The organism is Streptomyces sp. NPDC050416 (assembly GCF_044458845.1).
Classification (GTDB): domain Bacteria; phylum Actinomycetota; class Actinomycetes; order Streptomycetales; family Streptomycetaceae; genus Streptomyces.
The window spans coordinates 250,943-271,317 of record NZ_JBITII010000002.1 but is presented as its reverse complement, the minus strand read 5'-3'; the positions used below and the strand labels follow the sequence as shown (position 1 = coordinate 271,317).

At 70.3% G+C, this 20,375-nt stretch carries 17 protein-coding genes; 15 read left to right on the top strand and 2 right to left on the bottom strand.

Annotated elements, in window-relative coordinates:
* The first annotated feature begins 171 nt into the window (after window positions 1–171).
* The 7 genes from typA (at window position 172) to ACIBL4_RS06180 (ending at window position 9,070) form a co-directional block, all read left to right on the top strand.
* Window positions 172–2,079, top strand: coding sequence for a translational GTPase TypA (gene typA, locus ACIBL4_RS06210; RefSeq protein WP_399407005.1), 1,908 nt, complete (start codon window positions 172–174; stop codon window positions 2,077–2,079).
* 602 nt (window positions 2,080–2,681) lie between these two features.
* Window positions 2,682–4,322, top strand: a complete 1,641-nt coding sequence (locus ACIBL4_RS06205) for an ABC transporter substrate-binding protein (RefSeq protein ID WP_399407003.1) — start codon at window positions 2,682–2,684, stop codon at window positions 4,320–4,322.
* 145 nt (window positions 4,323–4,467) lie between these two features.
* Complete coding sequence (locus ACIBL4_RS06200) at window positions 4,468–5,394, top strand: ABC transporter permease (protein ID WP_399407001.1); 927 nt, start codon at window positions 4,468–4,470, stop codon at window positions 5,392–5,394.
* The gene (locus ACIBL4_RS06195; RefSeq protein ID WP_399406999.1) at window positions 5,387–6,355 is read left to right on the top strand and encodes an ABC transporter permease; all 969 of its coding nucleotides are present in this window, start codon (window positions 5,387–5,389) and stop codon (window positions 6,353–6,355) included. Before ACIBL4_RS06200 ends, ACIBL4_RS06195 begins: the two co-directional genes overlap by 8 nt.
* Before the next feature lie 11 nt (window positions 6,356–6,366).
* Window positions 6,367–7,425, top strand: coding sequence for an ABC transporter ATP-binding protein (locus ACIBL4_RS06190; protein ID WP_399406997.1), 1,059 nt, complete (start codon window positions 6,367–6,369; stop codon window positions 7,423–7,425).
* Entirely contained in the window at window positions 7,418–8,566 is a 1,149-nt protein-coding gene (locus ACIBL4_RS06185) for an ABC transporter ATP-binding protein (protein WP_399406995.1), read from the top strand. Before ACIBL4_RS06190 ends, ACIBL4_RS06185 begins: the two co-directional genes overlap by 8 nt.
* 93 nt (window positions 8,567–8,659) lie before the next feature.
* Window positions 8,660–9,070, top strand: a complete 411-nt coding sequence (locus tag ACIBL4_RS06180) for a VOC family protein (RefSeq protein ID WP_399406993.1) — start codon at window positions 8,660–8,662, stop codon at window positions 9,068–9,070.
* A gap of 122 nt (window positions 9,071–9,192) precedes the next feature.
* On the opposite strand, the gene ACIBL4_RS06175 is transcribed toward ACIBL4_RS06180, so the two are convergent.
* Window positions 9,193–11,316, bottom strand: coding sequence for a prolyl oligopeptidase family serine peptidase (locus ACIBL4_RS06175; protein ID WP_399406991.1), 2,124 nt, complete (start codon window positions 11,314–11,316; stop codon window positions 9,193–9,195).
* Between the two features lie 177 nt (window positions 11,317–11,493).
* On the opposite strand from ACIBL4_RS06175, the gene ACIBL4_RS06170 reads away from it, so the two are divergent.
* The 8 genes from ACIBL4_RS06170 (at window position 11,494) to ACIBL4_RS06135 (ending at window position 19,417) form a co-directional block, all read left to right on the top strand.
* On the top strand, window positions 11,494–11,688 hold the full coding sequence (locus ACIBL4_RS06170; RefSeq protein WP_030842840.1) for a hypothetical protein: 195 nt from the start codon (window positions 11,494–11,496) through the stop codon (window positions 11,686–11,688).
* 25 nt (window positions 11,689–11,713) lie between these two features.
* Window positions 11,714–12,574 carry an N-acetyl-1-D-myo-inositol-2-amino-2-deoxy-alpha-D-glucopyranoside deacetylase gene (gene mshB / locus ACIBL4_RS06165; RefSeq protein WP_399406989.1) on the top strand — a complete coding sequence of 287 codons (861 nt, stop codon included), beginning with the start codon at window positions 11,714–11,716 and terminating at the stop codon, window positions 12,572–12,574.
* Window positions 12,571–12,981, top strand: a complete 411-nt coding sequence (locus ACIBL4_RS06160) for a DUF6113 family protein (protein ID WP_399406987.1) — start codon at window positions 12,571–12,573, stop codon at window positions 12,979–12,981. The genes mshB and ACIBL4_RS06160 overlap by 4 nt, the downstream gene beginning before the upstream one ends.
* Before the next feature lie 156 nt (window positions 12,982–13,137).
* On the top strand, window positions 13,138–15,843 hold the full coding sequence (locus ACIBL4_RS06155; RefSeq protein ID WP_399406985.1) for a hypothetical protein: 2,706 nt from the start codon (window positions 13,138–13,140) through the stop codon (window positions 15,841–15,843).
* A gap of 151 nt (window positions 15,844–15,994) precedes the next feature.
* Window positions 15,995–16,906 (top strand): ABC transporter ATP-binding protein, encoded by a 912-nt coding sequence (locus ACIBL4_RS06150; protein WP_399406983.1) that lies wholly within the window; start codon window positions 15,995–15,997, stop codon window positions 16,904–16,906.
* A complete protein-coding gene (locus tag ACIBL4_RS06145; protein ID WP_399406981.1) occupies window positions 16,903–17,643 on the top strand; it encodes an ABC transporter permease in 741 nt (246 codons plus the stop codon). The genes ACIBL4_RS06150 and ACIBL4_RS06145 overlap by 4 nt, the downstream gene beginning before the upstream one ends.
* Window positions 17,640–18,806, top strand: a complete 1,167-nt coding sequence (locus ACIBL4_RS06140) for a sensor histidine kinase (protein WP_399406979.1) — start codon at window positions 17,640–17,642, stop codon at window positions 18,804–18,806. The genes ACIBL4_RS06145 and ACIBL4_RS06140 overlap by 4 nt, the downstream gene beginning before the upstream one ends.
* Entirely contained in the window at window positions 18,803–19,417 is a 615-nt protein-coding gene (locus ACIBL4_RS06135; RefSeq protein ID WP_399406978.1) for a response regulator, read from the top strand. Before ACIBL4_RS06140 ends, ACIBL4_RS06135 begins: the two co-directional genes overlap by 4 nt.
* A gap of 92 nt (window positions 19,418–19,509) precedes the next feature.
* Here ACIBL4_RS06135 and ACIBL4_RS06130 read toward each other — a convergent pair whose 3' ends face one another.
* Window positions 19,510–20,361: a tetratricopeptide repeat protein gene (locus ACIBL4_RS06130; RefSeq protein WP_399406976.1), complete on the bottom strand. Its 852-nt coding sequence runs from the start codon at window positions 20,359–20,361 to the stop codon at window positions 19,510–19,512.
* Window positions 20,362–20,375: the final 14 nt, after the last annotated feature.

Below are 20,375 nucleotides of genomic sequence, written 5' to 3'. Positions count from 1 at the left end.
TGCCGGCTACCTCAAAAACCGGGTCTGACCTGCACCGACGTATCCCGGCTAACCCCCGCACCCGCGGACCCGTACCATGGGGTGAGGCCGTGGCATGTTGAGCCCGGCAGGGCCCGCGCACCACCGACGTACGCGCAGGGCATTCCTCACACTCCGGGAGTACGCCTTCTTATGGCCACGCGCCACGACATCCGCAACGTCGCCATCGTCGCCCACGTCGACCACGGCAAGACCACCATCGTCGACGGCATGCTGAAGCAGGCCGGCGCCTTCGCCGCGCACCAGCTCGACTCGGTCGACGACCGCATGATGGACTCGAACGACCTGGAGCGTGAGAAGGGCATCACGATCCTGGCCAAGAACACGGCGGTGAAGTACCACCCGAAGGACGGGGGGGACGTCATCACCATCAACATCATCGACACCCCCGGCCACGCCGACTTCGGCGGCGAGGTGGAGCGCGGTCTGTCGATGGTCGACGGCGTCGTCCTGCTCGTGGACGCCTCCGAGGGCCCGCTCCCGCAGACCCGCTTCGTGCTGCGCAAGGCGCTCCAGGCCCGGCTGCCCGTCATCCTCTGCATCAACAAGACGGACCGCCCGGACGCCCGGATCGACGAGGTCGTCAACGAGACCTACGACCTCTTCCTCGACCTGGACGCCGACGAGGAGCAGATCGAGTTCCCGATCGTCTACGCCTGCGGCCGCGACGGCATCGCCTCGCTGACCAAGCCGGACAACGGCACGGTCCCGGCCGACTCCACCAGCCTGGAGCCGTTCTTCTCCACCATCCTGGAGCACATCCCGGCCCCGAGCTACGACCCCTCCGCCCCGCTCCAGGCCCACGTCACGAACCTGGACGCCGACAACTTCCTCGGCCGTATCGCGCTGGTCCGCGTCGAGCAGGGCGAGCTGCGCAAGGGCCAGACGGTCGCGTGGATGAAGCGCGACGGGTCCGTCAGCAGCGTCCGCATCTCCGAGCTCATGATGACCGAGGCGCTCACCCGCAAGCCGGCCGAGGTGGCCGGTCCCGGTGACATCTGCGCCGTGGCCGGTATCCCGGACATCATGATCGGTGAGACCCTGGCCGACCCGGAGAACCCGGTCGCGCTGCCGCTGATCACGGTCGACGAGCCCGCGATCTCCATGGTCATCGGCACCAACACCTCCCCGCTGGTCGGCCGCGGCGCCACCGGCAAGGGCGCCGACAACAAGGCGGCCGTCAAGGACCGCAAGGTCACCGCCCGTCAGGTCAAGGACCGCCTCGACCGCGAGCTGATCGGCAACGTCAGCCTCCGGGTGCTGGACACCGAGCGGCCGGACGCCTGGGAGGTGCAGGGCCGTGGTGAGCTGGCGCTGGCCATCCTGGTCGAGACGATGCGCCGGGAAGGCTTCGAGCTGACCATCGGCAAGCCGCAGGTCGTCACCAAGGAGATCGACGGCAAGGTCTACGAGCCGGTCGAGCGCATGACGATCGACGTGCCCGAGGAGCACATGGGTGCCGTCACGCAGCTCATGGGCGTCCGCAAGGGCCGCATGGACAACATGTCGAACCACGGCTCCGGCTGGGTCCGCATGGAGTTCGTAGTGCCCTCACGCGGTCTCATCGGCTTCCGGACCGAGTTCCTGACCCAGACCCGCGGCACGGGCATCGGCCACTCCATCCACGAGGGCTTCGAGCCCTGGTTCGGCACGCTCCAGACCCGTAACAACGGCTCCCTGGTCGCCGACCGCGCCGGTGCGGTCACCGCCTTCGCGATGACCAACCTCCAGGAGCGCGGCGTGCTGTTCGTCGAGCCGGGCACCGAGGTGTACGAGGGCATGATCGTCGGCGAGAACTCCCGCGCCGACGACATGGACGTCAACATCACCAAGGAGAAGAAGCTCACCAACATGCGGTCGTCCACGGCCGATGTGACCGAGTCGATCGTCCCGCCGCGCAAGCTGTCGCTGGAGCAGTCCCTGGAGTTCTGCCGCGACGACGAGTGCGTCGAGGTCACCCCGGAGGCCGTGCGCATCCGCAAGGTGAACCTGGACGCGCGCGAGCGCGCCCGCGCCGCGAGCCGCGCCAAGCACGGCTGACGCCTGCCGTTCGACGACACCGGGCACCCCGCCTCGCGGGGTGCCCGGTGTCGTAGTAAAGCGGAGGGACGCGAAGGGAAGGGGTAGGGAAAACCCTCGATTTGCCGGGGACGGCCGTCCGGAGCGCCTTGTTCGCACTACCCTGCTGCGGAAGTACCGCGCTCTGCCCGCGCACAGGTCCGTACAACGGCCTTGCGGCGATGGCCTCTTGAGCGAGCGACAGCCACGGTCGGCAGCCTGCACGGCAGCCACGGTAGCCGCAAGCGGTTTATCTCACTCTCGCGTCCGGAATGCGGACACGCGCCACCGATAGATGTGTAACAAGTCCGTTTCGCAGGGATCTTTCACCAAACCCTTTGTCCGGATTTTGGAAGATGTAGGCGCGAGCTGTGATCGAACCGAGACCTCGAGAGTGTGGTTCGCTCCTGGCGCATGGCAGATAGTTAGGCGCGTAGAGCTCGGATGAACGGGTCACTCGCTGGAGGCGGCGCCGACTCACGAGCGCGGGGGCACCTGACGATTTCCGGCACCGGCGACGGGCGGTGGCGGTGGTCTGTCTGTGCTCCCTTTGCGGTGAACCAATGACTTCATAGGAGGAACCCATGCGCGGTGCCAAGAGCGCCAAGTGGGTCGCGGGGGCGATAGTCGTCGCCCTGGCCGCCACCGCCTGCGGCGGCGGCGACGACAGTGCCGGCGACGACATGAACAAGGGGAAGGCCGACCCGAACGGCATCGTCACTGCGCAGCTGAGCGAGCCTCAGAACCCGCTCCAGCCGGCCAACGCCAAGGAGAGCCAGGGCAGCCGTGTCCTGCGCACGATCTTCGCCGGCCTGGTCGACTACGAGCCCGGCACCGGCAAGCTCGAGTACGTCAACGCCGAGTCGGTCACGCCGAACGACGACTCGTCCGAGTGGACCGTCAAGCTCAAGCCGGGATGGAAGTTCCACGACGGCACCCCGGTCACCGCCAAGTCCTACGTGGACTCCTGGAACTGGTCGGCCAACATCAAGAACAACCAGACCAACTCCAGCTGGTTCTCCGACATCGTCGGCTTCGAGGACGTGCACCCGGAGAAGGGTGACCCGAAGAGCGACAAGATGTCGGGCCTGAAGGTCGTCGACGACAACACCTTCACCATCAAGCTGACGCAGCCGGTCTCGTACTTCGCGTACAAGCTGGGCTACGACGTGTGGGCGCCGCTGCCCGAGGCCTTCTTCAAGGACCCGAAGGCGTTCGGCGAGAAGCCGGTCGGCAACGGCCCGTACAAGTTCGTCTCCTGGGAGCACAACAAGCTCATCAAGGTCCGCAAGTTCGCGGACTACAAGGGCCCGAACGTCGCCAAGAACGGCGGCATCGACTTCAAGAACTACACGACCGCCGACGCGGCCTACTCGGACCTGCGCTCCGACAACGTGGACTGGATCGAGCAGGTCCCGACCACCGCGCTGACGAACTACAAGACGGACCTCGGCGACCGCGCCATCGACGAGCCGTACTCGGCCGTCCAGTCGATCGTCCCGGCGTTCTACACCAAGCAGTTCAAGGACATCGACCCCAAGGTCATCCAGGGTCTGTCCATGGCGATCGACCGCCAGACGATCACCAAGACCGTCCTCCAGGGCACGCGTACCCCGGCCGACTCCTACGTCGCCCCGGGTGTCCTCGGCTACAAGAAGGGCGCGCTCGGCGACATCGTCAAGTTCGACCCGGCCCAGGCCAAGAAGCTCATCCAGGAGGGTGGCGGCGTCCCGGGCAACAAGATCCAGATCCAGTACAACGCCGACCAGGACCACAAGCCCTGGGTCGACGCGGTCTGCAACTCGATCCGCAAGTCCACCGGCGTGGAGTGCACCGGCGACCCGAAGCCGACCTTCCAGGCCGACCTGGACACCCGTGACAAGCACGAGGTCAAGTCCATGTACCGCGGTGGCTGGGTGCTCGACTACCCGGTCAACTCGAACTTCATGCGCGACCTGTACGGCAGCACGGCGGCCGGCAACACCAGCGGCTACTCCAACAAGGAGTTCGACAAGCTGAGCTCCGAGGCGGACAAGGCCAGCTCGATCGACGAGACCGTGAAGCTGTACCAGCAGGCGGAGCAGCTCCTCGCCAAGGACATGCCGGCGATCCCGCTCTGGTTCTACAAGGTCAACAGCGGTCAGTCCAAGAACATCCTGGGCAAGATCGAGTACGGCCAGGACGGGGACCCGATCTTCGACACCATCCAGGTCAAGCAGAAGTAACAAGACGACCGCAGGCCGGTGCCGCCCCTCCCGGAAAAGGGGAGCGGCGGCACCGGCCCGTAGGCACAGGCCTCCACCTCACCCCCTCACCTGCGGTAGATGAGTGCGCAGGCCTCGCCGACCCCTCACGGCATGGAGGCGCAAGATGGGGCGCTACGCCGCCAGGCGACTGCTCCAGATGATCCCGATCTTCATCGGGACAACTCTGTTGATCTTCTTGATGGTCCACATCCTGCCGGGCGACCCGGTCCGGGCCATCTACGGGGACAAGGCTCCCGATCCCGCACAGATCGCGCAGATCAAGCGCGAGTACGGCTTCGACAAGCCCGTCCTCGAGCAGTACTTCCACTACATGCTGAATCTCCTCAAGGGAGACTTCGGCAGCAACCTCGCGGGGCGCCCGGTCGCCGACCTGATGGCCGACGCCTTCCCGGTGACGCTGCGTCTGACGCTGCTGGCCATCACCATCGAGATCATCATCGGTGTGGGCCTCGGCGCGTGGGCCGGTCTGCGGGCCGGTAAGGCCGCCGACACGGGCGTGCTGGTCTTCACCCTGACGGTGATCTCCATCCCCGTGTTCGTGCTGGGCTTCATCGCCCGGTTCATCTTCGCCGACGAACTCGGCTGGCTGCCGCCCAACGTGCAGGACTCCACGGACTACTCGCAGTTGTTCCTGCCGGCGTTCGTCCTGGCCATGCTGTCCATGGCCTACGTGGCCCGGCTGACCCGGACGACGTTCGCCGAGAACCTGCGGGCCGACTACATACGCACCGCGCTCGCCAAGGGCCTGCCCCGGCGCCGCATCATCGGTGTCCACCTGCTGCGCAATTCGCTGATCCCGGTCGTCACCTTCGTCGGCACCGACGTCGGCGGCTTCATCGGCGGCGCGGTCATCACCGAGGGCATCTTCAACATCCAGGGTGTCGGCAACCTCCTCTACAGGGCGATCCAGACGAGCGAGGGCTCGACGGTCACGGGTGTGGTGACGGTGCTCGTCCTCGTCATCCTCCTGATCAACCTGCTCATCGACCTGCTGTACGCGGTCCTGGACCCGAGGATCCGGTATGCCTGACGTGACCAAGGCCCAGACCACCGACGCCGCGACCGTGGACGCCGTGGCCCCGCCCGCCGTCGACACGGCCGGCAAGCAGAGCGCGCAGAAGAGCGAGAAGCCCCGCTCGCTGTGGGGGGACGCCTGGTACGACCTGCGGCACCGGCCCATGTTCTGGATCTCCTCGGTGCTGCTGGTCCTGCTGCTGGTGATCGCCGCGTTCCCCGGCATGTTCACCAGCGTCGACCCGCGCGACGGCGACCTGGTCCACCACTACCTGGGCAAGCCGGAGCTGGGCCACTTCTTCCAGCCCGACTGGTTCGGCTACGACCAGCAGGGCCGTTCCATCTACGCCCGCGTCATCCACGGCACCCGCGCCTCGATCCTCGTCGGCGTGTGCGTCACCGCGGCCGTCACGCTGATCGGCGGTCTGCTCGGCATGCTGGCGGGCTACTTCGGCGGCTGGATCGACTCGGTGATCTCCCGGATCGTCGACATCTTCTTCGGCCTGCCGTTCCTGCTCGGCACCATGGTCGTCCTGAACGCCTTCACCGAGCGCAAGGTGTACGTGGTCATCCTGGCTCTGGCCTTCCTGGGCTGGACCTCGATCGCCCGCGTCACGCGCAGCTCCGTCATCACGGCCAAGCAGGCCGACTACGTGACGGCGGCCCGGGCGCTGGGCGCCGGCACCACGCGGATCCTGTTCCGCCACGTGATGCCGAACGCCGTCGCGCCGACCATCGTCGTGGCCACGATCGCCCTCGGCGGTTACATCTCGGCCGAGGCGACGCTGTCGTTCCTCGGCCTCGGCCTCAGCGACCCGACGATCTCGTGGGGCATCGACATCTCGGAGGGCAGCAAGGTGATCCGGGACAACCCGCACACGCTGCTGTTCCCGGCGGGCATGCTCAGCCTCACGGTCTTCGCGTTCATCATGCTCGGCGACGCGGTCCGCGACGCCCTTGACCCGAAGCTGCGCTGAGGAGGGCGTACGTGACCACCATCGACAAGACCAGGAACGTGCCCGAGCCGCGAGGCGCGGCCGAGGGCGATGTTCCCCTGCTCGAAGTGCGCGACCTGCACGTCGAGTTCCACACCCGTGACGGTGTGGCGAAGGCCGTCAACGGCGTCAACTACACCGTGAACTCCGGCGAGACGCTCGCCGTGCTCGGCGAGTCCGGCTCCGGCAAGTCCGTGACCGCCCAGGCGATCATGGGCATCCTCGACATGCCGCCCGGGCGGATCCCGCAGGGCCAGATCCTGTACCGGGGCGAGGACATGCTCACCATGTCGGGCGACGCCCGGCGCAAGATCCGGGGCAGGAAGATCGCGATGATCTTCCAGGACGCGCTGTCCGCGCTGAACCCGGTGCTGTCCGTCGGCTACCAGCTCGGCGAGATGTTCCGCGTCCACCAGGGCCTGAGCAAGAAGGATGCCAAGGCCAAGGCCATCGAGCTGATGGACCGCGTGAAGATCCCGGCCGCGAAGGAACGCGTCGGCGACTATCCGCACCAGTTCTCCGGCGGTATGCGCCAGCGCATCATGATCGCGATGGCGCTCGCCCTGGAGCCGGACCTGATCATCGCCGACGAGCCCACCACGGCCCTCGACGTGACGGTCCAGGCGCAGGTCATGGACCTGCTCTCGGACCTGCAGCGCGAGTACAACATGGGCCTGATCCTGATCACCCACGACCTCGGTGTCGTCGCCGACGTCGCGGACAAGATCGCGGTGATGTACGCGGGCCGGATCGTGGAGACCGCGCCCGTGCACGAGCTGTACAAGCGGCCCGCGCACCCCTACACCAAGGGTCTGCTCGAGTCGATCCCGCGCCTGGACCAGAAGGGCCAGGACCTGTACGCCATCAAGGGTCTGCCGCCCAACCTGACGCGTATCCCGTCCGGTTGTGCCTTCAACCCGCGGTGCCCGCAGGCGCAGGACATCTGCCGTACGGACGTCCCGCCGCTGCACCCGGTCACCGAGCGGGACGGCGGAGAGCTGGTCGGCCGCGGCAGCGCGTGCCACTTCTGGAAGGAGACGATCCATGGCTGAGCAGGACACGAAGGGCGAGTCCATGGACGCCACCCCCAACGTCACCGAGGTGGAGACGGTCGACGCGGCCACCGACGAGGAGGCCGTCGCGGCGATCGAAGCGCCGGTCGAGCGCGGTGAGCCCATCCTTCAGGTCCGCAACCTGGTCAAGCACTTCCCGCTGACCCAGGGGATTCTGCTCAAGCGTCAGATCGGCGCGGTCAAGGCCGTGGACGGGGTCTCCTTCGACCTCTACCAGGGTGAGACGCTCGGCATCGTGGGCGAGTCCGGCTGTGGCAAGTCCACGGTCGCCAAGCTGCTGATGATGCTGGAGAAGGCGACCGCGGGTGAGATCTTCTACAAGGGCCAGGACATCACCAAGCTGTCCGGCCGCGCCCTGAAGGCGGTCCGCCGCAACATCCAGATGGTCTTTCAGGATCCGTACACGTCGCTCAACCCCCGTATGACGGTGGGCGACATCATCGGGGAGACCTTCGAGATCCACCCGGAGGTGGCGCCGAAGGGCGACCGCCGCCGCAAGGTCCAGGACCTGCTGGACGTGGTCGGCCTCAACCCCGAGTACATCAACCGCTACCCGCACCAGTTCTCGGGCGGTCAGCGCCAGCGCATCGGCATCGCCCGCGGCCTGGCGCTCAACCCCGAGATCATCATCTGCGACGAGCCGGTCTCCGCGCTGGACGTGTCCGTCCAGGCGCAGGTCATCAACCTGATGGAGAAGCTCCAGGACGAGTTCAACCTGTCCTACCTCTTCATCGCGCACGACCTGTCGATCGTCCGGCACATCTCGGACCGGGTGGGTGTGATGTACCTGGGCAAGATGGCCGAGATCGGTACGGACACGGAGATCTACGACCACCCGACCCACCCCTACACGCAGGCCCTGCTCTCCGCGGTCCCGGTTCCCGACCCGGAGTCCCGCGAGGGCCGCGAACGCATCATCCTCACCGGAGACGTCCCGTCCCCGGCCAACCCGCCCTCGGGCTGCCGCTTCCGCACCCGCTGCTGGAAGGCCCAGGACAAGTGCGCCCAGGAGACCCCTCTCCTGGCCATCCCCGAGCGTTTCAAGGGCGAGGACACCCCGGCGGCCCACGAGTCGGCCTGCCACTTCGCCGAGGAGAAGGACGTGGTCCACGCGGCCTGACGTCCCAGCACGGCCTCCTGTCCGGTTCCCGGCCCTTCTCACCGAAGACGCCGGGAACCGGTGTTCGAGGGTCTGGAATTTCGAGGGTCTGGAATGCTGCATCACATCGAACTCTGGGTCCCCGACCTTCCCCGGGCGACCCGCGCATGGGGCTGGCTCCTCGGCCGCCTCGGCTACGACCCGTATCAGGAGTGGGAGCGCGGCCGCAGTTGGCGGCTCGGTCCGACGTACCTCGTCGTCGAGCAGTCACCGGCGATGAGTGCCGCCGAGCACGACCGCATGAGGCCGGGCCTCAACCACCTGGCGTTCCATGCCGGGACGCCGGCCGACGTCGACGCGCTGGCTCGGGACGCCCCGGCACACGGCTGGGAGCCTCTTTTCGCCGACCGCTACCCGCACGCCGGAGGCTCCGGGCACTACGCCGCCCATCTCGCCGACAGCGACGGGTTCGAGGTGGAGCTGGTCGCTGCCGAAGTGCCGGTAAACCCCCGCGAACTGCGTTAACACGCAGGCAACTTCGCTGACCCGGTTCCGATATACGGACGCGTCAGGCTGGACAGCGTACGGCCGTGCGGGTGCCGTAAACGGGCCGGGGCGCACCATGTCGCCCCGGCCCGTTGCCGTGTTCAGGTGCCGGTGATGCCCAGGGACCGCTTCAGGAAGTCGACCTGGAGCAGGAGCAGGTTCTCCGCGACCTGTTCCTGGGGGGTGATGTGGGTGACCCCGGACAGCGGCAGCACCTCGTGCGGGCGGCCGGCGGCCAGGAGGGCCGAGGACAGGCGCAGGGCGTGGGCGACGACCACGTTGTCGTCGGCGAGGCCGTGCACGATCATCAGCGGGCGGTGCGGCTCGGCGGGGGAGGACAGGCCGTCCGCCGTGACGAGGGAGCTGCGCGCGTACGCGTCCGGCTGCTCGGCCGGGTCCCCCAGGTAGCGCTCCGTGTAGTGCGTGTCGTACAGGTGCCAGTCCGTCACCGGCGCGCCCGCGATCCCCGCGTGGAAGACGTCCGGCCGGCGCAGCACCGCGAGGCCCGCCAGCCAGCCGCCGAAGGACCAGCCGCGGATCGCCACCCGGGACAGGTCCAGCGGATACCTCTTCGCCAGGTCCTCCAGGGCCTCCACCTGGTCGTCCAGGGAGAGCGTGAAGTCCTGGTGGATCCCCTTCTCCCAGGCGGGGGAGCGGCCCGGGGTGCCCCGGCCGTCCGCGACGACCACCGCGAAGCCCTGGTCCGCGAACCACTGTGAGGTGAGGTGCGGGTTGTGGGCCGCGAGGACCCGCTGCCCGTGCGGCCCGCCGTAGGGATCCATGAGCACCGGCAGGGGGGTGTCACCGGCGTAGTCCCGAGGCATAAGCACGGCGCACGGGATGCGGCGTGCGCCCCCCTCGGTGAGCGTCACGCGGGGGGACATACCGGGATCTTCTGCGTGCGAGGGGACGACAACCGTCGGTTTCCCGTCGCGCAGTACCCGCACCCGCGCACCTGGCCGATCCAGTGCCGCCGAGACCAGAACCGTCACGTCCCCGGCCCGCACCGCCGAGTGCACGCCCGGCTCCCGCGACACCCGCTCCACTCCCAGCTCGTTCACCCGGTACACATGCACTTGGCCGGTCTCCGCCTCGGCGGCCTCCTCGCCCGCCGACGCCGAGATCAGCACGTCGTCGTCGGAGACGTCCAGCACGGCCCGCACGTGCAGCTGCGCCCCCGTGAGCGGCCGGTCCCCGACCGCCAGCAGCCGCGCACCGCCCTCGTCCGCGATCCGCACCAGTCGTCCGGCCGGGCTCCAGCACGGCACCCCGGGGAAAAGATCAAGCCAAATCCGATCTTCGTCGGCGTGCACCATCCGGGTCGCGCCCGACTCCGGATCCACCGCGAGAATCAGCTGGCTGCGCTGATCGCGCGCCTGGACGAGCAGCAGCGGCGCGCCCGCCGCTGACCAGTGCACACGCGCCAGATACGGGTACCGCGCCCGGTCCCAGGCAACCTCCGTGCGCGCCCCGTCCAGGCCGATCACGAACAGCCGTACGTCCGCGTTGCCGGTGCCCGCCGCCGGATACGCCACCCGCTGCGGCTCTCGTTCCGGATGCGCCGGGTCGGAGATCCACCACCGGTCCACCGGCGTGTCGTCCGCACGCGCCACGAGCAGCCGGTCCGACTCCGGCGCCCACCAGAAGCCGCGCGACCGCCCCATCTCCTCGGCCGCGATGAACTCGGCCAGCCCATATGAGACATTTTCCGACTCCGGCTCGGCGAGCGCCCGGTCGCCGTCCCCCTCCGCGCCAACGACGCGCAGCGCACCCTGCGCGACGTAGGCGACATACCGCCCGTCGGGCGAGGGACGCGGGTCGATCACCGGCCCGGGCGTGGGCAGTTCACGTGCCGTCCCGGCCCGCAGCTCGGCCGCGAAAAGCCGCCCCGACAAGGCGAAAGAGGCCAACTCGACGGCCGTGTCGGTGGCGTACCCGACGATGCCGGCGCCACCCTCCCGGCTGCGCTCACGCCGGGCGCGCTCCTCGGGCGAGAGGTCCTCCGAGGCACCGCCCAGCAGGGCGCGCGGGTCGGCGGCCACGCGCTCCCCGCCCTCCTCCGTGTCGAGGACCCACAGTGAGTTCGCCCGGTCCGTACCGGAACCGGAGCGCAGGAACACGACACGTGAACCGTCGGGCGCCACAGTGAACGAACGCGGCGCGCCGAGCGTGAAGCGCTGGGTACGGGCGTGCCGCCGGGGGAAGGAGTCAGGCTCGGTCGTCATGCCCTGACCATATTGGCCATGCGCCCCCTTGTGCGGCCGTGCGCCGATCGATGCGCACGGACGGATAGTTATGATCAATGTCGCATAGTGGGTATGAACCTGCTGGCTGCTGTACGGATTTGATGCCCCCATAGTCCGACCCCCCGCGCCCTCGTGGATCTTTGGAGGTGAGCCGCCGTGGCACTCTCGATTTCGGCGGTGGTGCTGCTGGCGATCATCGTCTTCCTGTTGATCAAGAAGTCGGGGCTGAAGGCCGGGCATGCGATCGTCTGCATGCTGCTCGGCTTCTACCTCGCCTCCTCGACCGTGGCTCCCACGATCAACGAGCTGACGACCAACATCGCGGGCATGATCGGCAGCATCAAGTTCTGACCGCCGGACCTCGTAGTCTGGGTCCATGACGGAACTGCCCTCTCGGCGTCTGCTGCTGGTGCACGCGCACCCGGACGACGAGTCGATCAACAACGGCGCGACCATGGCCAGGTACGCGGCCGAGGGTGCCCACGTCACCCTGGTCACGTGCACCCTCGGCGAGCGCGGCGAGGTCATCCCGCCCGAGCTCGCGCACCTGAGCGGTCCCGCCCTGGGCCAGCACCGCCGCCGGGAGCTCACCGCCGCCATGGCCGAGCTCGGCGTCCGGGACTTCCGCCTGCTCGGCGGCGCCGGACGCTACAGCGACTCCGGGATGATGGGCCTGCCCGACAACGACGACCCCGGCTGCTTCTGGCAGGCCGACGTCGACGAGGCCGCCGCACACCTCGTCGCGGTGATCCGGGAGGTACGCCCCCAGGTCCTGATCACCTACGACGACAACGGCGGCTACGGCCACCCCGACCACATCCAGGCCCACCGCGTCGCGATGCGGGCCGTCGACCTGGCCGCCGAGTCGGGCCGGCCGACCCCCAAGGTCTACTGGAACCGGGTCCCCCGGCCGGTTGTCGAGGAATCCTTCGCCCGGCTCCGCGAGGACCTGCCGGGCACGCCCTTCGCCAAGGCGGCCGACGTTGACGACGTCCCGGGTGTCGTGGCCGAGGAGCGGATCACCACCGTCGTCGACGGCACCGCGTACGCCGCCGCCAAAGCCGCCGCGATGCGCGCCCACGCCACCCAGATCAGCGTGTGTGGGCCGTACTTCGCACTGTCCAACGAACTCGCCCAGCCGATCCTCACGACCGAGTACTACGAGCTGGTGCGGGGCGAGCGGGGCCCCGGCGAACGGGAGACGGACCTGTTCGCCGGTGTCGAGGAGTCCTCATGAGCGACCGGAGTCCGATGCTCGCCCAGCCGATGCGGCCGCCCTCCGCCGGGCGGGCCGCCGCCTGTGCGGGGTTCTTCCTGCTCGGGGCCGTGATCGGCACGGCAGGGGCACTGGTGCAGCCCGCGTGGTTCCCGGGCGGGCTGCTGCTCGCCCTCGCCGGTGAGGCCGGGCTCGTCCTCGGTGCCGCGCGGGTCACCCGCGGGCGGGCCGGGGGCGTCGCGGCCGCCGCCGGCTGGATGCTCTCCGTGGTCCTGCTCACCGCCAGCCGCCCGGAGGGCGACTTCCTCTTCGCGGCCGGCGAAGGCTCCTATCTCTTCCTGCTCGGTGGCATCGCTGTGGCTGTGATCTGCGCCACCCTCGCCCCGGGGCGGCAACCGGACGGCGACCCCGTCCGACTTGGGAAGTGACGTACCACTTCGCCAGGACGCGCCCATGGGGGTCCGGTGTGAGTTTCCCCAGCGGTCCTGAGATACGGGTGAGAAGTGGCCAGTATGGTGGTGCGCGCCGCCGAGCTGCCCGCGTGAGGTTGTGTCGGGCGGCGGAGCCAACCGGGAGAACCTGCCTTGAGTCGTGAAACTGACACTCCGTCCTCCGGGCCCAACGGGCGCGGCGGAGCCGCCTACCCGTCGGGTACGCCGCCGTACGGGACCCCGACGGTGTCCGACGGCGGTACGGAAGCGGGCCGTTCGGCCACGCGGCCGGAGGAACGCAAGACCGAGACCACGCTGACGACCCGGATCCGGATCAACATCCCCGGGTCACGGCCCATTCCGCCGGTGGTGGTGCGCAAGCCCGTCGCGGACGCGGAGGGCTCCGGCGACACCAGTACCGGTTCCGGCGCGAGAGCGGGCAACGAAGCGAAGGCTCCGGGCAACGCCACGCCCGGGGGCACCGGCACGGTCGAGCCCGCCGCCGAGTCCGGCCAGTCCGGTCCGTCCGGTCCGTCCGGTCCGTCGGGCCAGTCCGGCGAGGACAAGCCGACCAGTGACTGGTTCGCGCCGCGCAAGTCCGGCTCGGGCAAGCCCGGGCAGGGCGGCGGCTCCACCAACGGGGCCGGTCTGCCGGGCGGTTCGGGTCCGGCCGCGGGCGGTTCCGGTGGTGCCGGATCGGGCGGCCCGGCAACGGGTGGTTCCGGTGCGGGTGGTTCCGGTGCCGGGCGGCCCGGTGGCGTGGTCGGTTCCATGAGCAGGCCAGGCGGCTCCCGGTCCGGCGGCAAGAACGGTGCGGGGCTTCCCGGCGGGGCGACCGGCGGCCCCATCGCGCCCGGGCACGGCGGCGGCACGGGCTCCTTCGACGTCACCGAGGCACTGGCGGCGGGTCCCCTCGGCAACGGTTCACGTCCGGCCCCGGGCGGTGACGGTGGCGAGACGCGCCGCGACGACCTGCCGTACTTCTCGGAGAACGACCGCCTCAGCCAGAACGGCCAGGGCGGCTACGGCGGCCAGGGCGCTCCCCACGGCTACGGCGACGCGGGCGGCTCCGGCACCCAGGGCCCGGCCGGCCCGACGGGCGGCCCGGTCACCGGCGACGGCCCGATGGCCCCACCGGCAGGCGGCCCCGGCGTCCCGGGCGGCTTCGACGACCAGGGTGGCGGCCCCGGCGGGCCTGGAGGGCCTGGCGCTTTCAACGAGCCCGGTCGCCCGGGTGGCCCGGGCGGCTTCGACGAGCCCGGTCGCGCGGGTGGTCCCGGCAGCTTCACTGAGCCGGGTGGTCCCGGTGGCCCCGGCGGCTTCGACGAGCCGGGCAGGCCTGGTGGTCCCGGCGGCTTCAACGAGCCGGGTCGCTCGGGTGGCCCCGGCGGCTTCGGTGAGCCGGGCAGGTCTGGTGGCCCCGGCAGCTTCGGCGAGCCCGGCAGGCCCGGTGGCCCCAGCGCCTTCAACGACCCCGGCCGATCGGGCGGCCCCGGCGCGCCTGCCGGTCCCGGCGCCATAGGCGGCCCCGCCGGCACGGGCGGACCCGGAGGACCCGCCGGTACCGCGGGGCCCGGAGGCCCCGGCCCCGGAAACCCTGGCGGCGCCCCCGGCTCCGCCGCTCCCACCGGCCACGGCGCCGCGGGCCACGGCCCCGGCGGCGGGATGAGCGACGACACCGCCATCCTCACCCCGCAGAAGCCGGCCCCCGAGCCGCCGGACGGCCAGGGCTACGGCCCCCGGCACGACAACGTCTCCGGGCACACCGTCACCAGCGGTATCCCGGTCGTACCGCCCGGCGCGGCCTCGTCGTTCCCTCCGGGCGCGCCCGGTGACGGCCCGGTGCCCCACACGGCCCCGAAGCTGCCCGAGCCGGTCTCCCCGCCCCCGGCGAACTCCTCGAAGGCGCCGAAGAAGAAGGGGCGCAACAAGCTCGTGCTGCTCGCCGCAGGCCTGGTGGTCGTGGCCGGTGGCGTGTACGGCGCCGGACTGCTGATGAACCGCACCGACGTGCCCAAGGGCACCACCGTGCTCGGCGTGGACATCGGCGGCACCACCCGCGACGGCGCGGTCAAGAAGCTCGACGACGCCTTCGACGGCCGGGTGGGCAAGCCGCTCAAGCTGTCGGTGGACGGCAGGACCGTGTCCCTCGACCCGGACAAGGCGGGACTCCAGTTCGACATGGACGCCACGGCCGACGCGGCGGCGAAGAGCGACTACAACCCGGTCTCCGTTATCGGCTCGCTCTTCGGCAACCACCGCGTCGTCAAGCCCGTCATGCCCGTCGACGAGGAGAAGCTGCACGCGTCCCTGGAGAACGCCGCGGGCGGCTCCGGCGCGTCGACCGACGGCACGATCAAGTTCGAGGGCGGCAAGGCCGTCCCCGTGTACGGCAAGACGGGCAAGGGCATCGACGTCGCCAAGTCGACCGCCGCGGTCGAGGAGGCGTACCGCAACCAGGTGGAGACCGGCACGCCCGGCACGGTGAACCTCCCGACCACCACCCGGCAGCCGACGGTCTCGAACGCCGAGGTCGACCGGATGCTCAAGGAGTTCGCGCAGCCCGCGATGTCCGACCTCGCCACCGTTCGCACCGACGCGGCGCACAGCATCGACTTCGGCCGTGTGTCCCTGCCGAAGATCCTCAGCTTCAAGGCCGTCAACGGCAAGCTGGTGGACACGTACAACCTCAAGGCCCTCCAGGAGGCGTACGGCACGACCTTCGAGGGCGTGAAGATCGACGGCGCGAGCGGCAAGCGCGACGTGCTGCCGCAGGACGTCGTCACGGCCCTGCGCGAGGCCCTGCGGGGCAAGACGCCCGCGGAGCGCATCGGAGTCATCGACACCAAGCCGAACTGACCTCCGGCCACCCGCACCACGAGAGCCCCTGCCCGGTGAGGGCAGGGGCTCTCGTCGTCGCCCGTTCATCCCGCGTACATGACATCTGTCATACGTCACTCCGGACGCCCGACACTGCCCCCGCCCCCACCCTCGAAGCCACGCTGTCCGTATGACAACGACAGCCCCGGTGGTCGCGTTCGACCAGGTGAGCAAGGCATACGCCGCCGTACGGGCGGTGGACGGACTGACCCTGGCCCTGCGCCCGGGGCAGACCGTGGCGCTGCTGGGCCCCAACGGCGCCGGCAAGTCCACCACCCTCGACCTGCTCCTCGGTCTCAAGAAGCCCGACAGCGGCACGGTCCGCCTCTTCGGCACCAGCCCCCGGGACGCCATCGTCGCCGGGCGCGTGGGCGCCATGCTGCAGAGCGGCGGACTGATGGACCAGGTCACGGTCGCCGAACTAGTGCGGCTCGCCTGCGACCTGCACCCGAAGCCGTACCGGCCCTCCGAGGTCCTGTCCCGCGCCGGCATCGAGCAGATCGCCGACCGCAAGGTCGACAAGCTCTCCGGCGGCCAGGCCCAGCGCGTCCGCTTCGCTCTCGCCACCGCCGGCGACAGCGACCTCATCGTCCTGGACGAGCCCACCACCGGCATGGACGTCACCACCCGCCAGGCCTTCTGGGCCACCATGCGCGAGCAGGCCGGCCAGGGCCGGACCGTCCTCTTCGCCACGCACTACCTCGAGGAGGCCGACGCCGTCGCCGACCGGGTCCTCGTCCTGCACCGCGGCCGGGTCCTCGCCGACGGCACGGCCGCCGAGATCAAGGCCAAGGCGGGCGCCCGCCGCATCTCCTTCGACCTGTCGGGCACCGTCGACGAGCCCGCCCTGCGCCGCCTGCCCTTCCTGACCTCCCTGACGGTCTCCGGACAGACCGTCCGCATCCAGTCCACCGACGCCGACGCCACCGTCCACGCCCTGTACGGCCTCGGCGTCTACCCCCGCAACCTCGAAGTCGCCGGGCTCGGCCTGGAGCAGGCCTTCGTCGCGATCACGGCCGCCGAGGAGGCGAAGTCGAAGTGAACAGCCTGATCAAGCTGGAACTCACCCGCGCCCTGCGCAACCGCAAGTTCCTGTTCTTCTCCGTGATCTACCCGTCGGTCCTGTTCCTGATCATCGCGGGCAACGCCGACAGCACCACGAAAGTGCCCGGCAGCGCCCTGACCCTCCCGACCTACATGATGGTCTCCATGGCCTCCTTCGGCGCCCTCACCGCCGTCCTCATGGGCAACAGCGAACGCATCGCCAAGGAACGCGAGGGCGGCTGGGTACGGCAGCTGCGTCTGACGACGCTGCCGGGCCGCGGCTACGTCCTCGCCAAGACCGCGAGCGCCGCCGTCGTCAGCCTGCCGTCCATCGTCATCGTCTTCGCCGTCGCGGCGGCCGTGAAGGACGTACGCCTGAACGCCTGGCAGTGGCTCGCCCTCACCGGAGCGATCTGGGCCGGCAGCCTCGTCTTCGCCGCGCTCGGCGTCGCCCTGGGGTACCTCGCCAGCGGGGACGCGGTCCGCCCGATCACCATGATCACCTACTTCGGCCTGTCGATGCTCGGCGGCCTGTGGATGCCGACGACGACCTTCCCGGGCTGGCTCCAGGACATCGCGAAGTGGCTGCCCACGCACGCGTACGCTGCCCTCGGGCAGGCCATCGAGCAGAGCCGCGCCCCGCACGTCCAGGACCTCGTCATCCTCGTCGTGTCGTTCGTCCTGTTCGCGGGCGGCGCGGCCTGGCTGTACCGGAAGGACACCTTGAAGGCGTGAGCGGCGACGGGTTCGGCATGGGGCAGCGCCCCGTGAACCGCAGGCAGCGGGCGGTGAAGTCGATGTGGACCGGCATCTGGCTGGTCTACCTGAGCGCACCCGTCACCGACCTGCTGCACGGCGGCCACAGCACGGGCGTGCGCGTCCTCGGCTGGATCGGCCTGGCCGCCTTCGTCACCTGGTACATGCTGCTGGTCTTCCGCACCGGCCGGGGCGAGCGCAACGGCGTGGTCCTCGGCTCGCTCGGGGTCCTCGCCGCCCAGTCCGCGCTCCTCGCCGTCACTCTGGGCCGCGAGTGGCTGGTGCTGTTCGTGTACGTGTCGATCGCGTCCGGTGCCGCCCTGCCCCTGCGCATGGCCCGCTGGACCATCCCGGCCGCGTGCGCGCTGCTGACCGCCGTCGCGCTCGCGGTGCCGGGCGGCGAGTCCTACCTGGCGAGCCTGCTCATCCCGGCCCTGCTCGGCGGCTTCGCGATGACCGGCGTACGCGAACTCGTCCGCACCACCATCGCGCTGCGCGAGGCCCGCGCCACCGTCGCCCAGCTCGCCGCCAACGAGGAGCGCCTGCGCCTCGCCAGGGACCTGCACGACCTGCTCGGCCACTCCCTCTCCCTGATCACGCTCAAGAGCGAACTGGCCGGCCGGATGCTGCCCGACCACCCCGGCAAGGCGGCCCAGCAGGTCGCCGACATCGAGCAGGTCAGCCGCCAGGCCCTGGTCGACGTACGCGAGGCCGTCACCGGCTACCGCCGTCCCCGTCTCACAGCCGAACTCGCCGGTGCCAGGGTCGCCCTGACCGCGGCCGGCGTCACCGCCGACCTACCCGCCGAACCCGACCTCACCGGTGTCCCCGAGGAGAGCGAGTCCGCCCTCGCCTGGGCGCTGCGCGAGGCCGTCACCAACGTCGTACGGCACAGCGGCGCCCGCCGCTGCGCGGTCGAGCTGCTGCACCGCCAGACCCTCGACGGCCCGGTGCTCGAACTCGCCGTCGAGGACGACGGCTCGGGCGGCCCGGGCGACGGCCACGGCAACGGCCTCACGGGCCTGACCGAACGCCTCACCAAGGCGGGCGGCACCCTGGAGGCGGGCCCGCTCAGGCACGGCTTCCGCCTGGTCGCCCGCGTGCCCGCGGCCGGACCGGCGGACGTAGGATCCCCGGCATGAGCCGCACGATCAAGGTCCTGCTCGCCGAGGACCAGTCGATGGTCCGCGAGGCCCTGGCCGCCCTGCTCGGCCTGGAGGAGGACATCGAGGTCGTCGCCCAGGTGGCCCGCGGTGACGAGGTCCTGGGCGCGGCCCGCGAGCACGCCGTCGACGTGGCCCTGCTGGACATCGAGATGCCCGGCGCCACGGGCATCGAGGCCGCGGCCCGCCTCCACGCCGAACTCCCGCACATCAAGCTGGTGATCCTCACCACCTTCGGCCGCCCCGGCTACCTCCGCAGCGCCATGGAGTCCGGCGCCGACGCCTTCCTGGTCAAGGACGCCCCCGCCGCGCAACTGGCCGAGGCGATCCGCAAGGTCCTGACCGGCGAACGCGTCATCGACCCCGCCCTCGCGGCAGCGGCCCTGGCGGAAGGCGCCAACCCCCTCACAGACCGGGAACGAGAAGTCCTCCGAGCAGCGTCGGACGGCTCCACCAACGCGGAACTGGCCCAGACCCTGCACCTCTCCCAGGGCACGGTGCGCAACTACCTCAGTACGGCCATACAGAAGCTGGCGGTGAGGAACCGTGCGGAGGCGGTCCGAGCAGCCCGAGAAAAGGGCTGGTTGTAGACCGACCTTCTTCAGGGCCGCGGGGAACTGCGCGACGAGCCACAACGCACCCCGCACTCGCCGACGACATAAAGCCCTACGGCCAGAAGGCCTCAGTTGAGCATCGCCCGGGCCGCGTGAGCCTCCCCCCGCACCCGCTCAGCGGCCCCCTCGTCCACCGCCCGCACAACCTCCGCGTACGCCTCCAACTCCACCGCCCCACCCAGAAAATCCCCTCGCCCCACCAGCAACTGCGCCCGCTCGTACCGCAACCGAGCCGGATGCGACGGCAACAGCAACGACAACTCGACCGCCCACAGCGCCACATCCGACCGCTCCGGCCGAGCCGCCGCCCACGCCCGCACGTTGTTCAGGATCCGCAACACCACATCCAGCGGATCGGCCGGCCGCAGCATCGACGGATCAAGGTGCGCCCCCGTCGCCCCGGCGACCAGCAACTCCGCGTCCGCCCCCGTCAGCACCCGCCCCCCGTCGAACGGATCGGCGAGCACCTGCCCCTCGTCGGGCCCGAACCCGACGACGAAATGCCCCGGCAGAGCCACCCCGTACACCGGCGCCCCGGCCCGCCGGGCCACCTCCATCCACACCACGGACAGCAGGATCGGCAGCCCACGGCGCCGCACCAGCACCTCGTGCAGCAGTGAGGACTCCAGGCGCTGGTAGTCGGCCGGGGCGCCGTGAAACCCCAGCCGGTCCCCGAGCAGCTCCCGCAGGGCGACCGCCCACGCGTGCGGCCGGCCGGGCCGGAACGGCAGCAGCCCGGCCAGCCGGTCCAGCTCGACCTGCGCGGCGTCCAGGCCCGCCTCGTCCAGCGCTCCGTCCGCCGCCGCGCCCACCAGCAGGCACAGCGTCGACAGATCGGGCCGCTCGGACCGGGCCTCTTCGGCGAACCGCCGCCGCAGCTCGGCGGAGCGCTCGGGGGACGGGGGATACGGGGGACGCATGGCTGGCTCGTGCC

What these genes read in the sequence shown, in the direction of transcription:
- ACIBL4_RS06135 (WP_399406978.1), top strand. Translation starts at nt 18,803, where the DNA reads ATGAGCCGCACGATCAAGGTCCTGCTCGCCGAGGACCAGTCGATGGTC.
- ACIBL4_RS06200 (WP_399407001.1), top strand. Translation starts at nt 4,468, where the DNA reads ATGGGGCGCTACGCCGCCAGGCGACTGCTCCAGATGATCCCGATCTTC.
- ACIBL4_RS06180 (WP_399406993.1), top strand. Translation starts at nt 8,660, where the DNA reads ATGCTGCATCACATCGAACTCTGGGTCCCCGACCTTCCCCGGGCGACC.
- ACIBL4_RS06195 (WP_399406999.1), top strand. Translation starts at nt 5,387, where the DNA reads ATGCCTGACGTGACCAAGGCCCAGACCACCGACGCCGCGACCGTGGAC.
- ACIBL4_RS06205 (WP_399407003.1), top strand. Translation starts at nt 2,682, where the DNA reads ATGCGCGGTGCCAAGAGCGCCAAGTGGGTCGCGGGGGCGATAGTCGTC.
- ACIBL4_RS06150 (WP_399406983.1), top strand. Translation starts at nt 15,995, where the DNA reads ATGACAACGACAGCCCCGGTGGTCGCGTTCGACCAGGTGAGCAAGGCA.
- ACIBL4_RS06185 (WP_399406995.1), top strand. Translation starts at nt 7,418, where the DNA reads ATGGCTGAGCAGGACACGAAGGGCGAGTCCATGGACGCCACCCCCAAC.
- typA (WP_399407005.1), top strand. Translation starts at nt 172, where the DNA reads ATGGCCACGCGCCACGACATCCGCAACGTCGCCATCGTCGCCCACGTC.
- ACIBL4_RS06130 (WP_399406976.1), bottom strand. Translation starts at nt 20,361, where the DNA reads ATGCGTCCCCCGTATCCCCCGTCCCCCGAGCGCTCCGCCGAGCTGCGG.
- ACIBL4_RS06160 (WP_399406987.1), top strand. Translation starts at nt 12,571, where the DNA reads ATGAGCGACCGGAGTCCGATGCTCGCCCAGCCGATGCGGCCGCCCTCC.
- ACIBL4_RS06175 (WP_399406991.1), bottom strand. Translation starts at nt 11,316, where the DNA reads ATGACGACCGAGCCTGACTCCTTCCCCCGGCGGCACGCCCGTACCCAG.
- mshB (WP_399406989.1), top strand. Translation starts at nt 11,714, where the DNA reads ATGACGGAACTGCCCTCTCGGCGTCTGCTGCTGGTGCACGCGCACCCG.